Raw genomic sequence first — 16051 nt, 5'->3', positions numbered from 1 at the left:
GTCATGCAAATCAAACTTCCCACGCGGGACGGCGCGCTTGTTGACTACCGTGTGACTGGCACGCCGCTGCAAGTCGTGAAGCCGGTCGCACCATTCAACCGCATCGCATACTCCGCTGCGCACGTCGTGGCGGACCCTCTTCGCAGCGGCGAACTCGGGCAGGCTTGCGCGATTGACTGGGAGCGGACCATCGAATATCGCCGCTACCTTCTCGAGCAGGGTCTGGGCATCGCGGAGGCGATGGACACCGCCCAACGCGGCATGGGTCTGTCGTGGGAATCGGCGAAAGAACTGATCGTCCGCACATTGAACGAAACGCGCGACATCCCAGGGGCGCGGGTCGCGTCCGGTTGCGGCACCGATCATCTGCCCGCCAGCGACGCGCGCTCGTGCGACGATGTGATCAAGGCCTATCTGATGCAGATCGAGAGCGTCCAGCGCGCCGGCGGCCAGATCATCCTGATGGCGAGCCGCGCGCTTGCGCGTGTGGCGCATGGCGCGGGCGACTATATCCGTGTCTATCGGGAAGTGCTGGCGGCCTGTGACAAGCCGGTCATCCTTCACTGGCTCGGCGAAGCATTCGATCCGGAACTGGCTGGCTATTGGGGCCACTCCGACTGCGAAAGCGCTGCAAAGGTGTGTCTCGAAGTCATCGCCTCGAACGAGGCAAAGGTGGACGGAATCAAGATATCGCTGCTGGACGACGCAAAAGAGATCGAATTCCGCCGTCGCCTTCCCGCATCCGTGAAGATGTACACGGGCGACGACTTCAATTATCCCAAGCTCATTGCTGGCGACGAGGTCGGTTACTCACACGCTCTCCTTGGCATTTTCGACGCGATCGCTCCCGCCGCATCGCAGGCACTTTGCGCGCTGGCAGCAGGTGACATGACGCGCTACGACCAACTGCTTGCACCGACGGTCCCGTTGTCGCGACACATCTTCCGCGCACCTACCCAGTACTACAAGACGGGGGTCGTCCTTCTCGCCTATCTGAACGGCTTCCAACCTCACTTCTTCATGCTGGGCGGACATCACGGCATGAGGCCTCCCGTCTATCTGGCGGATGTCTTTCGGCTCGCCGATCAGGCCAACCTGCTGCGCGACCCTGAACTGGCGGCAGCGCGAATGCAAGGGCTGATGGCTACGCTCGGCTGCACTGCGTAGAGACGAAAATGCGCTTCCGGCGCCACGGGAATTGAGTAACCGGTCGAGGCGGAAATGGACACTTTGCGGGGAAAGCTGGACCGTTGCGCGATCAACACCGCAACGCTGGGGCATCGCGAGCCGTTGCACGTGACGATCGATCGCATTGCGAGGGCGGGGTTTGGTGGCATCGCCCCGTGGCGACACGAAGTGGAGGCAGCGGGTGTCTCGCAGATTGCGCGTCAGATTCGTGCCCTCGAACTCAAGGTGACGGGCTATTGCCGTTCGACGTATTTCCCGGCCCCGTCGGCTGAGGAGCGGGCGGCAAACGTCCAGTCGAACATTCGCGCGATCAATGACGCGGCCGAACTGGGCGCGGAATGCTTCGTCATGGTTGTGGGTGGACTGCCTGCGGGCAGTCGAAACCTCTCCGCGGCTCGTGAAATGGTCTCTGATGGAATCGCCGCGTTGATGGCCGAGGCCAGGAACGTCGGCGTACGACTCGCTGTTGAACCGCTTCATCCCATGTATGCCGCTGAGCGTTCGGTGATCAACACCGTCGGACAGGCGCTGGCCGTTTGTCGGCAACTCGACCCGAAAAACGAGTCTCTCGGCATTGCGGTCGACGTCTACCACTGCTGGTGGGACCCTCTGCTCGCAGAGACGGTTTCCGCGGCCGGGAGCGAGGCACGGATCGCCGCATATCACGTGTCTGACTGGCTGACGCCGACCACGGACATGCTTCTCGATCGCGGAATGATGGGGGACGGCGTGATCGGTCTGAAAGAGATCAGACGCCTGGTTGAAACGGCGGGATACAGCGGCATGACCGAGGTTGAGATCTTCTCTAGAAACATTTGGTGGAAAGCGCCGCCGGATGACGTTCTCAAATGTTGCGCGGATCGGCTGCAAAGCGTCTGCTGAAAGACAGAGGTCGAAGCTGGGTCGGTCGGCTCGACGACACGCGTAGCAGCTTCGCCGTTCGAATGCGTCTCTGCGTCGCGTCGAAATCGGCCCGAATAAGGTCTACCATTCGAGACGAGATAGGCGCTCATCATTGGGGAGGAGCCGCCCTGGAGTTACAGGGCGCGGGACGCGCAACGGCGCGTTCACCTGTCGCAAGAATGTGGTCTGACGAGACCGATCGTTCTTCAGCGTAATGCGACCATGTCACATCTCACCCAAGTACCCCCGGAAACGGTTAGGAAGTGGCAAGAGATTGTCAATCTACTCGCTGAAATCATGCGCGTTCCTTCCGCCTTGATCATGCAAGTAGAGCCTCCGAACATCAAAGTCTTCGTATCCAGCGAGTCCACGGGGAATCCTTACGAGCCGGCCGAAACCGCGGCTTTGAACACGGGTCTTTATTGCGAGACCGTGATGAAGACGGGTCAACCGCTGCTTGTCCCTGACGCTCTGCAGGACGAAGCGTGGAAATCGAACCCTGATATCAAACTGGGGATGGTTTCTTACTTAGGTGTCCCGATCAGTTGGCCAAACGGCGAGATATTCGGAACCATCTGCGTTCTTGACAGGAAAAAGAACAGTTACAGCAAGGTTTTCCTCAGACTTCTGCTCATGTGGCGGGACGTGTTGCAGGCTGACTTGAGAACGTTAGCGACACTGGACAGGCAACTCGAAGAGCGCGACGCGAAGATCCGGCGCCTATTCGACGCTGACATTATTGGGGTCTTCATCTGGGACCTCGAAGGCCGGATCATCGAGGCCAATGACGCGTTTCTGCGCATCGTGGGCTACGAGCGTGAGGATCTCATATCGGGTCGCGTCCGCTGGACAGAGCTGACGCCGCCGGAATGGCTCGACCGCGACGTCCACCAATGGGTGCCCGAATTCAAGCGAACCGGCCACTTGCAATCGTTCGAAAAGGAGTATTTCCGGAAAGACGGCAGCCGGGTGCCCGTGTTGATCGGCGCGGCGAGCTTCGAAGAAGGCGGGGACCAAGGTGTCTCTTTCGTGCTCGATTTGACCGAGCGCAAGCGCGCGGAGGCCGAAGCACGTGAAAGCGAGCGCCGCTACCGCGAGATCCAGACCGCGCTGGCGCACGCAAACCGCGTGATGACCATGGGGCAGCTCACAGCCTCGATCAGCCATGAAATCAGGCAACCGATCGGCGCGTGCGCCACCAACGCCGAGGCGGGTCTACGCTGGCTGAGCGCACCGTCGCCGGATCTGGAGGAGGTTCGGCAGGCGTTTGAACGTATCACCAAAGACGCAAGGCGGGCTAGCGAAGTGATGAACCGCATTCGAGGGCTCGTCAGAAACGCCCCGACGGATAAGGAGTGGGTGCAGATCAACGAGGCGATTCGCGAGGTCATTACCCTGACGCGCGTTGAGGCCGAGAAAAACAGCGTTTCTGTGCGGATGGAGCTTGCGGAGGACCTACCGCTCGTTCAAGGCGATCGAGTGCAACTGCAACAAGTGATGCTGAACCTGATCATGAACGCCATCGACGCGATGAGCGCGGTGGACGACGGACCGCGCGAACTGACGATAAGCACCGGCAAGGATGAGCCGAATGCGGTCCTCGTTACGGTGTGCGATTCGGGGCCGGGTGTCCGCCCCGAAAACGTCGAGCGCCTCTTCGAGCCGTTCTATACGACGAAGGCGGGCGGAATGGGCATGGGTCTGTCCATCTGTCGTTCGATTGTGGAATCGCACGGGGGAATGCTACGGCTGAGCGCGAACGTGCCTCGGGGCGCCGTTTTTCAGTTCACCGTACCCGGCGAGCGAGACGGCGCATCTGGGCCAAGCGCGGCTCAGGAAGGGGCGCTGAGCAACAAAAGTGACAATGACTCGCGTCAACCACAGTGCCCATAACAACCAGGGTCCGGTGCCGAGGTCACGATGTGAGACCAAGGCAATTGTGCAACGGCCTGCTGCACAATTGAAAAGTCGGTTGCCGAAAGGGCGGCACCGTATCTGTCCGACGGCGTGTTCAACGTCCCGGCGCCCGCCGTCCTGGCTTTCGCCCGGAAGCCGGCCAGCGCTGTCAAGAGGTAAAGCGCTACCAAGCTCGAGCCTCCGACTTCCGTGTTTTGCTCCTGCCATGTCTGGGCGGTTGAAAGGTCTATCATGGGAGCTGTGAGGTTGCCATGCGTTCTCAGGACCAGAGCATCTAATGAAGCCACCACGCAATACCGACTCCGTGCCAGGGGAGTGGTACATCGACACAGCGTGCATCAATTGCGGTGCATCGCGTCACGTCGCGCCTGGGCTCATTGAGGAACGAAACGACAAGAGTGTCTTCATTCGGCAGCCCGTCGCGCCGGAAGAGCAGCTTGCTGCCTGGCGCGCGGTGTTGGTATGTCCTACGGCATCGGTACGCAGCGAAATGAAGCAGCCTCGCCCGAGCGTCGCGATCTTTCCGCAGCAGATCACATCGGGTGTGTGGCGCTGCGGATTCAACGCTCGGTCGTCGTTTGGCGCACATTCTTATTTTGCCGAGAGGCCGGACGGCAATCTACTAATCGACTCACCGAGGTATGCCGCGGAACTGGTGGATTGGTTTGATGCTTCGGGTGGTATTGCGCACATCCTTTTGTCGCATCGTGACGACGTCGCCGACGCAGACAAATACGCGCGCCGATTCGGAGCTCGTGTCTGGATCCACCGCGAGGACAGGTCGGCTGCCCCATATGCCACGGATCTGCTCGATGATGGGTCAGCAGTGAGCATCACGGCCGGCGTGCGGGCAATCTCGGCGCCCGGGCACACTCGGGGTAGCGTTGTGTATCTGCTTGATGATCGAGTGCTCTTCTCGGGTGATTCGCTTGCCTGGAGCCCACGCGAGCAGGACCTCTTCGCGTTCAGGGACGCGTGCTGGTATTCATGGACCGAGCTCACCGAATCGCTCGGCAAGCTGGCCGCGTATCGTTTCGAATGGTTGCTTCCTGGTCACGGCTGGCTCGCGCACTTGCCGGCCAAGGAAATGAGTGCTCGCTTGCTCGCGTTGGTAGCACGCATGCGAAAAGGCTGAAGGGACGAGGTGGAGGAGCATTGAAATGCCGTTGCAGTCATCGCATCGATCGGCGGACAAGTCGTTATCTCCCATCACCATGAGCAGCGAGTTTCGAGTTCTCTTTGTTGGCAATAGCTATACAACGAGAAACGATATGCCGACGATGCTTGCCAGCCTCATTGAGGCAAGCTTTGCCGGCATGCAGGTGAAGACAGATGTGATCGCATTTGGCGGAGCATCTCTTGCGGCGCATTGGAACCGAGGCGAAGTTCAAAAGCGTCTAACTGCCCAGAGATGGAATGCGGTCGTGTTGCAGGACCAAAGCACTCGACCGCTCCGTGCATTGAAAAGCATGCAAGAACATGTGCGAAGATTCGTCGATGCGATTCAAGTTGCTGGTGCGAAGCCATATTTGTACATGACATGGGCTCGGAAGAATGATCCGGCGTCGCAGGCAAATATTGTTACCGCGTTTCGGGGTTTGGCTGAAGCGACCGGAGCTAGAGTCATTCCAGTCGGCCTGGCTTGGGATCAGTTCCGCAGACTCCGACCTGAAATCGACCTATATGAACCTGATGGAAGTCATCCATCGATGGTAGGGTCATATTTAGTGGCGTGCACTCACCTTTTTTCGTTTGCCGACATTGAGGCAGTCCCCGAAACGTCAGCCGAAAATACCTTGAGTACGATCGACCGGAATTTACTCCATGAGGTATGTAGGACGACCGCAAGCCATGCCGGCCGCTAATTAGCTCAACGACACAGTGTCTAAGCAGCGCCGAGCCGCAAGAGCGGAAAGCGTGCAACTGCGCGTCGAATGGTAGTTTTAGGTTTGCGAAAAGCCAGCTAAGGATCGGCTCTGCCGACCGCATGAGACAGGAGTCGGCCATGAGCGGTCAACCGACATCAACCTCTGGATAGTTGACAATCAATCTTTAATTTGTGATGCAATTAATTGACATCGATCAAACAGGGGTCTCGGGAATTTGCAATCTCACTCATTTAACTAACCTAACAACCCCAAAAAGCACGGGTAAATTTATGTCCATGAAAAACAATCCTGGAATTGCGTCGATCTCCGTCAGCAATCAAGCTTGGCCCGAAGTGGAGCGGAATAGACCAATAGTAGCCTTCGTGCTATCCCTGCTCTTGATGTTTTCCGGCTGCGCCCACACGGGTCGAGGGTATGTAACAAATATAAACAATGCACCTGATGACAAGGGGATTGCTCTCTTTTCTACATGTGCTCGTGAAACACGATCAGTCGTATCGACCACACTCTGGTTAGTCAACGGGGAGTCGCGAAAAAAATATGATCAAGTGCTAATTAACTTGGACTATCCATTCCCGTCCGACTTCAATGGTGAGCACTGCAACCTAAGAACGCTAAGCCTTCCGGCCGGAACGTACTACTTCGTCCCTCATTCAGGGAATGCTTATTTCAATGTGACCAAAGCACCAATATATCGGTTCTCAGTCAAGAATGGAGAAATCGCTTATCTGGGCGGGCTGAATTTGATTAGTGAGGGCCGAAATTTTCGGCTCTTGTTTTCCACAAATCATAGCGAAAAAGACCTCGATTTATTTCTTTCTAAAAATCCCGGCATCAGTAGAGGCAACATCATCTCACGATACATGGAACTCGACTCACAGCCAGAAAACTTCGCTATTCGAGGGTTGATCTTTGGCCTTCCGTGACTGAGGCGTAACGTCCCGCGTGCGGGATCTGGCCATGTTCAATCTCGCCATCGTGCCGTTTGGATCAGAATCGCGCCCGAGGAGTTCACCGCGCTCGGTCGTCGGACGCTAGTCGGCCATCGTGGCCCATACATCGGAAGGCTCCCTCGCAGAATCGGTCGGGCTGTGCCTTTTGCATGAGACACGCACCCGACAGGATCGTCGCGCACGACCGTGAGTCAAGGTGCGGGCCAGAAGGGGACATCGCCGCGATGACTCATGGAGCCGCGAAGGTGTTTGTGAAGACAGGAGCGCCAGCGCAAACTCGAGACAGGCGTCCAGGCCCTTATCGGGCCAGGTAGAAGTCCATGGGGATAAGCTCGACGGCCCATCCGACTTCTTCGCCCAGCGTGGCGGCCGGGTGCATGGACGCGATGCGCAATGCCTCGTCACGGCTATCCGCTTCGATGATGAACAGGCCGCCCACGACTTCCTTGGACTCGGTGTAAGGCCCGTCGGTGACGTGCGTCTTGCCACTGCGCGGGCGAAGCGTCCTCCAGTTGTCCAGATCGCCAAGCGACGCGGAAATCAGAACCTTGCCGGTAGCGCGCATTTTCTCGTCCAATGCAGGGCATTGGCTCACCAATTCCTTGACGTCGTCTGACGCCATCGCGGCGATTTTTTCGGGGGTGAAGTAGGCCAGGCCGAGGTATTTCATGGGAGGTCCTTTGGGTGGGGATGTACTGACGACGAAGCTGATGATCGGAAATCGACAATGCTCGGGAAAAGTTTTGTAATGTGTCTCGCAAGCCAGTTCGCTTTGGGTCGGGTCATGCCTCGTGCATGAGATGCGTGCCCGACACGATCGCCGCGCACGACCGTGGGGCAAGGTGCGACCAACAGACGACCTTCGCGGGCAACGGGGTTCTGACATTCAGACGTCCGTTGCGCCCTGGAGGCGGCCATTTAAATCGCGAGTACAGCCTGAGTGCCCCCCGATGGATGGCTGGCAAGCAATGCAGCGCAGCGCTCCCGCAAGAAAGCATGCAACGCGTTAATCGCCGGCGACAGTTGCGCACGGTGAGCACAAATCAAGTGCAGCGGCGCGAGCTCGCAATACTTTGGGGGAAATAACTCCACCAGTCGGCCTGCCTTCAAATCCTCGATGAGATCCAGTCGCGACTTGTAGACAATGCCTTCCCCGGCTATCGCCCAGCGCCGAACGACATCGGCATCGTCGCTGATGCGATTGCCCGTTACTGCCACAGTGCGTTCGCCACCAGGCGGCGTAAAGCGCCACCGTTCGTGTATCTGCTCGCTCCAGACGTACCGGAGGCAGTTGTGTCGCCGCAGGTCCTCGACTTTGACCGGTGCGCCATGCCGTTCGAGGTATGACGGTGCGGCACACAATGCGCGTCGATTGTTGTCGACCAGTTTCAGAGCCAGAAGCGACGAATCGGGCAGCGCTCCGTAGCGCACGACTGCATCGAGCGGCTGTCGGATCAGGTCGGCCGCACGGTCGCTCATTTTGACGTGCAGCGACAAGCCAGGGTGCAGGTGCTGAAATTCATCCAGCCACGGCAACAGCAGGTTTCGACCAAAGTCAGACGGAGCGGACAGCCGCAGCGGTCCATTTAACGCCCCCCGGCCGCTTGCCAGAGCCTGCTCACCCTGCTCCAGCGCGCCAATCATGACGCGTGCATGCGGCAGGTAACGCTCCCCGGCCTCCGACAGTTGCATGCTTCGCGTAGACCGCGTGAACAGGCGCGTGTCCAACGCCTTCTCGAGCCGCTGCACAGATGCACTCGCATGTGCGGGCGCGATATTCAACTGGCGCGCCGCCTCGGAGAAGCTGCCGTAGTCCACCGTGTGCACGAAGATCTGAACGTCATCGAGTCGGATCATTTTCATTGAAATGCAGAAATTGTTTGGTCTCTGCCGGTATTTATCCGCATATCGGTGAAAGATAACATGGTCCCATACCCCTTTGGAGATCACGTGTATGAAAGCGATCGGCTTCTATCAGAACCACCCCATCAGCCACCCGCAGGCGCTGCAGGACATCGAGCTGCCCACGCCGGAACTGCGCGACCACGATCTGCTGGTGGAAGTGAAAGCGGTGTCGGTCAACCCGGTCGATACCAAAATCCGGCGCGGCGGAGATATTCCGGAAGGCGGCGCGCGCATCGCCGGCTGGGACGCGGCGGGAATCGTCCGCGCGACCGGTCCGCTGGCCGCACGCTTCAAGCCTGGTGACCGTGTCTGGTACGCCGGCGACATTAAGCGGCCAGGCAGCAACAGCGAACTGCACGCCGTCGACGAACGCATCGTCGGCCCCATGCCGACATCACTGGATTTCGCTGAAGCCGCTTCGTTGCCGCTGACCACGATCACCGCATGGGAGCTGTTGTTCGACCGTCTGCGTGTTCAAGCGGCGGATCCGACCGACAACAACGTGCTGCTCGTAATCGGAGCGGCGGGCGGCGTCGGCTCGACTCTGACCCAACTGGCGCGCGAGCTGACAGGGATGACCGTCATCGGCACGGCCTCGCGCCCGGAAACCCGCGAGTGGGTGCTGGATCATGGCGCTCATTATGTCCTGGATCACCATCAGCCCTGGGGAGCCCAGCTGGCCGCGCTCGGCATCGAGCACGTCACCCATGTTGCCGGGTTGAACAACAGCGCCGCCTACGTGCCTCAGATCGCCGCCATGCTGCGCCCGGAAGGCCAGTTTGCCCTCATCGACGACCCGGTGGGTCTGGACATCGGTCCGTTCAAGGGGAAATCGATCTCGATTCACTGGGAGCTGATGTTCACCCGCGCAATGTTCACCACCGACACCATCGCACAGCAACATGCCTTGCTGCGCCGCGCGGCGCAGCTGGTTGACCAGGGTCGCCTCAAGCACACCCTGACCCGACGCATTGACGGCATCAACGCCGCAAGTCTCATCGAAGCGCACGCGCTGGTCGAGGCCGGCAACATGATCGGCAAGGTCGTCGTCGCCAACCACTAAGCCCTTTTTGACAAGGAGCATCAACATGACATCGCCAATCATCAGCACGACCACGATCAGTCTGGAAGCCGCACAAGCATTGATGGCCGAAGCGCGCCGCGCGTGTGACGCGCGAGGGTTCGCCGCGACCATCGCGATTACCGATACAGGCGGTCACTTGCGCGCGTTCGAGCGGGCGGATACCGCCCCGTTCCTGACTGTTGACGTCGCCATCGATAAAGCATGGACCGCCGCGTCGTTCGGCATGTCCACGCACCAATGGAATCAGTACATGGCCGAGCCCGCCGTTGCTCCGCTCGCGCACCATCCGCGACTGACGCCGGTCGGCGGTGGCGTACCGATCTTTCACGAAGGGCGTCTACTCGGGGGCATCGGTGTTTCTGGCGGAACATCGGCTCAAGACCACGAGGCCGCTGAGGAAGCGCTGCGCCACGCCGGGTTTAACCAGTAAGCCTTGGCCGATGAGCGATCGCCTTGGCTAGGCGAGATTTCATGCGCGTTGCGATCAGAAGTCCAGGTTACATCGCTTCCGTGCGAGTTTTTTCAGTCCTCCGTGCGAGCGGCATATCGAAAGTCAGGGGCTGTCGTGCGGCGCAGGGTATACAGATCGAACGGCGGCCGCCTGTGCGCCACCGAACGAAATTCCTGAGTTGGTAGGCCGCAGGGCCGGCGATGCGGCGACCGGCCTGTCCTGGCCGGGAGTACGCGACCAGTAGTCCGCCGGGCAGCTGCCGTTGATGATGCTGACGGCGGCTCTTAGCACGTCGATCGCAATGGAGCTATCGGCCAGTTGCCGCCGTTCGACAACCGCACGCGGATTGTCGACAATTATCAAACGATAAGGGTCGATTCGTGGCGCCCCTGTCAGTGCATGCAGTCAGTTGGCATCGAAGAATGTCACATGCACTGCGTGCTCGATCTGGACCGGGAGAGGCGTCGCGGCGCCCGTTACGCGCACCGTGGCATACACGCCTGCCTTGTCCGTTGGAGCTGCCGCGTTGAACCACGGAGAGTTCCCGACCGGAACAAATCCTCCACCGGTCATGTGCTCGATCACGTGCGGATCGGGGAAAGAACCCTGCTCAATCACCACATCGAGAACCTTGTGAAAGTCACCAACGTCAGGCTTCGGGGACGGCACCGTGACAGCGTTGCCTGCTTCGGGCAAATGGATGTTGGTGCCGGTTGATCCGACTTTATTCGCTTGATTTGATTTTTCTTTCCCTGACGTTTCCCCATACACGCGGACGGTGGGCTTCGAGCCAGGGAGCAGTTCGTTCTCGATTAATACGTTGCGGAACAAGGCGAGATGTATCGGTGTAGTAGGTCTGCGAAATAGCTTGCTGTGCTGCCGACAGCCCGACAAAGAAGATCAAGATTGATCGTCGGATCATAGGCTCCCCGATTTCAGAAGGCGCGCGCGAAAATTTAATTTAATGAACATTCGGAGGAAGGAAAGTTGTCGCGGAAATATCACATGGGCCGGGGGATCGGTCAACGATGCATGTGCGAAATCGCACATCGTTAGCGGCTATTTGCCGGCGGATAGGTGGTATCCTACGCGCGCGCCGAAATGACAATGCAAGCGGCGCGATCCAACAAAAACCATTTGAGAGAGCTTATGGGCCAAACAACCTGCAAAGTCTTCTATCCGGTTTTCAAAGAAAACATGGAAGCGATTGGCTTGACCGCACCGTCCAATCTGTTTTCGACGCAAACAAGCACGCTAGGCGTTATCGGGCAGCTTGCGGGCATCGTTCATACGATGGGCATGAAAGTCACGCTTCGCGACCTTGCCGGCGCGGGCACGCTGCCATCCAGAGTTGTTTGATTTGTCATCGCCGCAACGTAAGAGCTACGGACTTCGTGCCCGCGCGGGCACAGGGTTGTAGCCATGAAAGCATGGCTCATCGATCGGGGCTTGCTACTCCTTTGCGCCATAGGGTTCATCGCGGGCGTGATATTGCTGTCGCGATGGATCGGAAACGATAACGTGTATTCGTTGGTCGTGACAATCACTGCCGTCGGGCTTTGGTTCAGGGTTGCGCGGCTCACGAAGCTAATGCGCCAACATGGCATCGACCCGGACGAAGACACGAAGTTGGATCGATGAGACAGGGATGGATCGAGCAGCGACAACCCTCCGCCTGGAATGGATCGATGTCGCCGAAGCGCTGCCTCAGTCTGTGCGCTCCGGCGATCCGTGGCGACGGCGGTTCTTTTCCCAGCATAGAAGCAGTCCGATCGTCGGCTGATCGTTGGTTTGCTTGACCTGCGCGTCGACGGCTGACAGGTAAAAATTGAGCTGGCCTGCGTATTCTGGTTTGAATGGTGTGGTCTTCAGTTCGACCACCACATAGCAACGCAGCTTGAGGTGACAGAACAACAAGTCGACGAAGAGCTCATCACCGCCGACCTCCAACCGGTGTTGGCGACCCACGAACGCGAAACCGGAGCCGAGTTCGATCAGGAAGCGGGTGATGTGCTGAGTCAGTGCACGTTCAATGTCGCGCTCCTGCGCGTCGTCGGACAAGCCGAGGAAATCGAAGATGTACGGATCATTGAGCGTTTCTCGAGCCAAATCCGACTGAGGTGACGTCAAGCTGTGCCGAAAATTGGTGAGCGCGCTGCCTTGCCGCTCATGCAGGCGCGTTTCAATTTGCATGGCCAAGATGTTGCGTGACCAACCGTGCTCGACGGCTTTTGTCGCGTACCATTCGCGTTCCGCGTTGTCCTTTAATTTATCGAGCAGCATGCACAGATGTAACCACGGCATTTGTGCAGCAGCTTGCTGCACAAATGTACCGTCTGGCTTGGCCTCAGAATCGCATGCCATGGGACCTTCTCGTTATCGAAGAAGCGGTACGCCGCTATCGTTTCGCCCCAACCCTGGCATGCCTGAGGCACGCTGGCCGTCGGGTCGGCCGCCATCCTTTCCATCAAAAGCCTCGCTTGCTTGTTCAGGAGGCGCGCGTCGCCCAGGTCCAGTTGCTCGAATTCCGTTTGCGTCCAGGGCGTCGATTCGGTGACCAAGGCGTCCGCGCAAAAGCGGAGAGTAAACGACATCCGCCGACAGTTTAGAAGCGCTGCTCTATATGTTGAAAGTAAACGGCCTTTCTCGCCGCCGTGAACCGGCGGGGACGTTGTGTATAACGACATGGGTTTAGCCACAGGGTGCTATTGAGGCGCCCCCAGGATCGAGGCGGCTCAACTGGTCGGTGTACTGAACATGCAGATCTCGTTGACGACGATTTGCAGTGGCTGTCCAAAGCCCAGTTGGCGCAGGATCACCACCGAAGCGACAATCGAAAAACGCCCAGTCGCCTTAGTGAATGACAAAATCGGTAAAGTGGCAATTCCGGTTGGGGATATTCGGACTGTTCCTTCTGTACGGCCGCCTGAGAAGGATACGCCCGTTTTGTCGTCATCGACGATCTTGAAGGTCATCGATGTTGGAAGAGTGTCGCCGCGTCCGACGGTCACCTTGGCCGACAGCCTTCCTGGGAACTGAGGGAATGGCTCCAATTCCTTCGATGGGTCGGCGTCGAACACCAATTCGCACGGCATTACTTTAGCTTGCCCCAAAAGGTGTCGTATTTGCTCCCTGTAAGTGTAAAATCCGTAGGCAATGGACTCCGCATGCCCTGCGCCCTGCACCTCTAGCCTGTCCTTCGGAGACCCTCCGTACGTCTTGTAGATGATGTCCGTAGAGGAAGCAAGGCCGGCATCGTTCGTTCCGTGTATGACGAGCAAAGGCAGCATTCCGTCTTTCAGGTCACTCATTGACAAGCCGTCCGCCATGCGGGCCGCTTGTCGTTCGTACAGCATGGTGTCTACCTGAGCGAAAACGGAAAGCGCGTCGACATCAGGGTGGTTCTGTTTGATCTCATACAAGATCGACGCACCCAGATCTGCGTAGCCGCAATCCTCGACAATTGCAAGGGCATTATTGGGTAAGAGCCCGGTATACAGCGTTGCCTGAAGCGAGGTCGATGCACCGAGCGAATAACCATGGAGGACGATCTCCTGATCGGTGCTGGTAATTTCCTTAATTTTATCTATCCATGAAATGAGGTCGCGCGAGTCGTATATACCCATATTCCGGTCCTGCTGTGTCAGAGGGACTTCCGGAATGATATTGCTACCATGACCTCGCAGATCTGGTGTGAATACATTAAACCCCATATTGTAAAACGCCATCACCCACGGGCCCACGTTTCTATGATGACTCCACGCGCCATGTACCACAATGGCCGTTCTTTTTGATGGAAGCGGTTGTTTCAATAAAAAACCGTTAGCGGTTCCTGGTTTTGGGTCAATGTAACTATGTGATATTTTCGTTAATGCTCCAGAGTCCTCGAGGTTGCGGTACCAGTCCACATAGGCCGCCATTTTTTGCCCCTCGCTGCCTTGCACCGGTTCGTTATATGTGGTCTCGGCTGTAAAAAACGTGTCATAAATGTCTGTTGCGGCATCGAGAACATCGCGATCAGCGGGTTCTAGAGACTTATCAGTTTCTTTCGTGCGCATGCGGCCTCCACGTTTAATCGTTACTGTTTTGCGCTCTCGAACTGTGAGCGCGCGAATCAATTGCATGATAGTGCGCGCATGTACGAATCACCCTATCGAATTTGCTAGGATGGACCCCGGTTCGCTTTTTGAGACGAGCCGGTCCTGGAACCCGACCGGCCCATCGTCGATGCTCACCCTCGTCGTCGAGCGCGACTGCTTCGAACGTATTGCCGGCGTTCAACCGCATCCTGCACCACGCCCACATCATCCAGATCAAAGGAGACAGCTACCGACTTAAACAGCAACGGAAGGCTGGGCACGTCCCGGCATCGAAGAAGTAACGACTGGCTCACTTTTACTTTGCGCGCTCACGCGCGAAGTGGGTCAGATTTCAAATGCGCTTGACAACGGTCGGTCCATCTACCGGCGGGAGGGCTCGATTACCCGATTGGATAACCCAGTCGAGCCCAGCTTTCGTGACGGCGCAGCGAAAGGACATGCCGTAGAGGACACCATGCCTGCCGCCCCTCCCGCAGGACGCAAAGCCGTCATTCGAAGTAATCACGGGTGCGACGACTGCAGAGCAAACTATAGCGGACCTTGGCCGGCGCTCGGGCCAATGACCGCAATGGCCGATTTGCGGCCGCGAGCTGGTACAGGCGCATCTCGCTTGACCTGGAAACCCTCCATTGCCATGAAACAGAGCGAAGCGGCGAGGGCGGAGGGCGGACGTGCGTCAAGGTCAAAGATAACGAATGGCTGCATGCCGGTGACCCGATCCGGTCGGTTAGTCGCTAGCGCGGAACTTCGCGAAAACGCCACGGGTGTGCCGTCGGGTCCTAGTGCCGAGCGCGATTTACGCCATCCTCATTCGACGTCGGGCAGATCGGGGCCGACTTCCGCCTCCATGTGGTCGATCGACGGCAAGCCTGCTTCCAGCGGCGCCGGCACCTGACGGAGAAGCTGGTATTCCGCAACGCCCATCGGATTCGTCATCCCGCGCAGTGCGACTCTGCGACCAGCCGGTTTTTTTCGCGGTATAAGAGCAAGCCGATCGTTGGCTGATCCTCGGGCCCCTTCAGTTCCGCGTCGACCGCGGACAGATAAAAGTTGAGTTGGCCCGCGTATTCGGGACGGAAGGGCGTCGCCTTCAATTCGACCACCACGTAGCTGCGCAGCTTCAAGTGATAGAGCAACAGGTCGATGAAAAATTCGTCGCCACCGACGACGAGCCGATACTGGCGACCAACGAACGCGAAGCCGGCACCCAGCTCGAGCAGAAAACGCGTGATGTGGCGCGTGAGTGCAGTTTCGATATGGCGCTCCTGAGCGTCTTCCGTCAGCCCCAGGAAATCGAATACATACGGATCCTTCAATGCTTCGCGCGCCAGATCGGATTGTGGAGGTGGCAGTCGCGCATCAAAATTGGTGATCGCGGCACCGGCACGCGAATAAGCGTGGGTATCGATCCGCATCGCAAGCACGTTGCGCGACCAGCCGTGCTCGAGCGATTGGGCCGCGTACCAATTGCGTGCGCCCGGCTCCTTGAGCTTGTCCAGCAAGGTCACGATATGAGACCAAGGCGATTGTGCAACGGCCCGTTGCACAATCGCCGGCGTCGGCCAGGCTTGGGCCAACGCCCGCATGTACTTGAGATTGCGCGGTGAAAACCCTTGCATCTCGGGAAAAGCGGCCTTTAGATCACGTGCGAGCCGATCGCG

At 58.2% G+C, this 16051-nt stretch carries 13 protein-coding genes and 4 pseudogenes; 10 read left to right on the top strand and 7 right to left on the bottom strand.

Annotated elements, in window-relative coordinates:
* The first annotated feature begins 3 nt into the window (after positions 1-3).
* The 6 genes from AB4Y31_RS17010 (at position 4) to AB4Y31_RS16985 (ending at position 6823) form a co-directional block, all read left to right on the top strand.
* On the top strand, positions 4-1167 hold the full coding sequence (locus AB4Y31_RS17010) for a dihydrodipicolinate synthase family protein (protein ID WP_368674907.1): 1164 nt from the start codon (positions 4-6) through the stop codon (positions 1165-1167).
* A 54-nt stretch (positions 1168-1221) separates the two neighbouring features.
* Complete coding sequence (locus AB4Y31_RS17005; protein ID WP_368674906.1) at positions 1222-2070, top strand: sugar phosphate isomerase/epimerase family protein; 849 nt, start codon at positions 1222-1224, stop codon at positions 2068-2070.
* A gap of 243 nt (positions 2071-2313) precedes the next feature.
* Entirely contained in the window at positions 2314-3984 is a 1671-nt protein-coding gene (locus AB4Y31_RS17000; RefSeq protein WP_368674905.1) for an ATP-binding protein, read from the top strand.
* A gap of 301 nt (positions 3985-4285) precedes the next feature.
* Positions 4286-5143 carry an MBL fold metallo-hydrolase gene (locus tag AB4Y31_RS16995; RefSeq protein WP_368674904.1) on the top strand — a complete coding sequence of 286 codons (858 nt, stop codon included), beginning with the start codon at positions 4286-4288 and terminating at the stop codon, positions 5141-5143.
* 25 nt (positions 5144-5168) lie between these two features.
* Complete coding sequence (locus tag AB4Y31_RS16990; protein WP_368674903.1) at positions 5169-5873, top strand: SGNH/GDSL hydrolase family protein; 705 nt, start codon at positions 5169-5171, stop codon at positions 5871-5873.
* 293 nt (positions 5874-6166) lie between these two features.
* Entirely contained in the window at positions 6167-6823 is a 657-nt protein-coding gene (locus AB4Y31_RS16985; RefSeq protein ID WP_368674902.1) for a hypothetical protein, read from the top strand.
* A gap of 325 nt (positions 6824-7148) precedes the next feature.
* Here the strand turns inward: AB4Y31_RS16985 and AB4Y31_RS16980 are convergent, their stop codons facing one another.
* Complete coding sequence (locus AB4Y31_RS16980; protein ID WP_368674901.1) at positions 7149-7520, bottom strand: YciI family protein; 372 nt, start codon at positions 7518-7520, stop codon at positions 7149-7151.
* A 248-nt stretch (positions 7521-7768) separates the two neighbouring features.
* On the bottom strand, positions 7769-8707 hold the full coding sequence (locus AB4Y31_RS16975) for a LysR family transcriptional regulator (protein ID WP_368675316.1): 939 nt from the start codon (positions 8705-8707) through the stop codon (positions 7769-7771).
* Between the two features lie 97 nt (positions 8708-8804).
* On the opposite strand from AB4Y31_RS16975, the gene AB4Y31_RS16970 reads away from it, so the two are divergent.
* Complete coding sequence (locus AB4Y31_RS16970) at positions 8805-9818, top strand: zinc-binding alcohol dehydrogenase family protein (RefSeq protein WP_368674900.1); 1014 nt, start codon at positions 8805-8807, stop codon at positions 9816-9818.
* Positions 9819-9843: 25 nt separating this feature from the next.
* Positions 9844-10269, top strand: a complete 426-nt coding sequence (locus tag AB4Y31_RS16965; protein WP_368674899.1) for a heme-binding protein — start codon at positions 9844-9846, stop codon at positions 10267-10269.
* Positions 10270-10695: 426 nt separating this feature from the next.
* On the opposite strand, the gene AB4Y31_RS16960 is transcribed toward AB4Y31_RS16965, so the two are convergent.
* A complete protein-coding gene (locus AB4Y31_RS16960) occupies positions 10696-11121 on the bottom strand; it encodes a hypothetical protein (protein ID WP_368674898.1) in 426 nt (141 codons plus the stop codon).
* Positions 11122-11391: 270 nt separating this feature from the next.
* Between AB4Y31_RS16960 and AB4Y31_RS16955 the strand changes: the two genes are divergently transcribed.
* Positions 11392-11649 carry a hypothetical protein gene (locus AB4Y31_RS16955; protein WP_368674897.1) on the top strand — a complete coding sequence of 86 codons (258 nt, stop codon included), beginning with the start codon at positions 11392-11394 and terminating at the stop codon, positions 11647-11649.
* Positions 11650-12030: 381 nt separating this feature from the next.
* Here the strand turns inward: AB4Y31_RS16955 and AB4Y31_RS16950 are convergent.
* From AB4Y31_RS16950 to AB4Y31_RS16940, 3 genes and pseudogenes are all read right to left on the bottom strand, one after another.
* A pseudogene (locus tag AB4Y31_RS16950) lies at positions 12031-12654 on the bottom strand (YhcG family protein); the annotation flags it as partial.
* Positions 12633-12806, bottom strand: a pseudogene (locus AB4Y31_RS16945) (transposase); the annotation flags it as partial. The pseudogenes AB4Y31_RS16950 and AB4Y31_RS16945, both read right to left, overlap by 22 nt.
* A 219-nt stretch (positions 12807-13025) precedes the next feature.
* Positions 13026-14414 carry an alpha/beta hydrolase gene (locus tag AB4Y31_RS16940; protein WP_368674896.1) on the bottom strand — a complete coding sequence of 463 codons (1389 nt, stop codon included), beginning with the start codon at positions 14412-14414 and terminating at the stop codon, positions 13026-13028.
* Between the two features lie 155 nt (positions 14415-14569).
* On the opposite strand from AB4Y31_RS16940, the pseudogene AB4Y31_RS16935 reads away from it, so the two are divergent.
* Positions 14570-14671 (top strand): annotated as a pseudogene (locus AB4Y31_RS16935) (ATP-binding protein); the annotation flags it as partial.
* A 526-nt stretch (positions 14672-15197) separates the two neighbouring features.
* Here AB4Y31_RS16935 and AB4Y31_RS16930 read toward each other — a convergent pair.
* Positions 15198-16048 (bottom strand): annotated as a pseudogene (locus tag AB4Y31_RS16930) (YhcG family protein); the annotation flags it as partial.
* Between the last annotated feature and the right edge of the window lie 3 nt (positions 16049-16051).

The sequence above is a fragment of the Trinickia sp. EG282A genome (assembly GCF_040965455.1).
GTDB classification, from domain to species: Bacteria; Pseudomonadota; Gammaproteobacteria; order Burkholderiales; family Burkholderiaceae; genus Trinickia; species Trinickia symbiotica.
The sequence above is the reverse complement of the archived record's forward strand: the minus strand, read 5'-3'. Positions and strand labels throughout refer to the sequence as shown.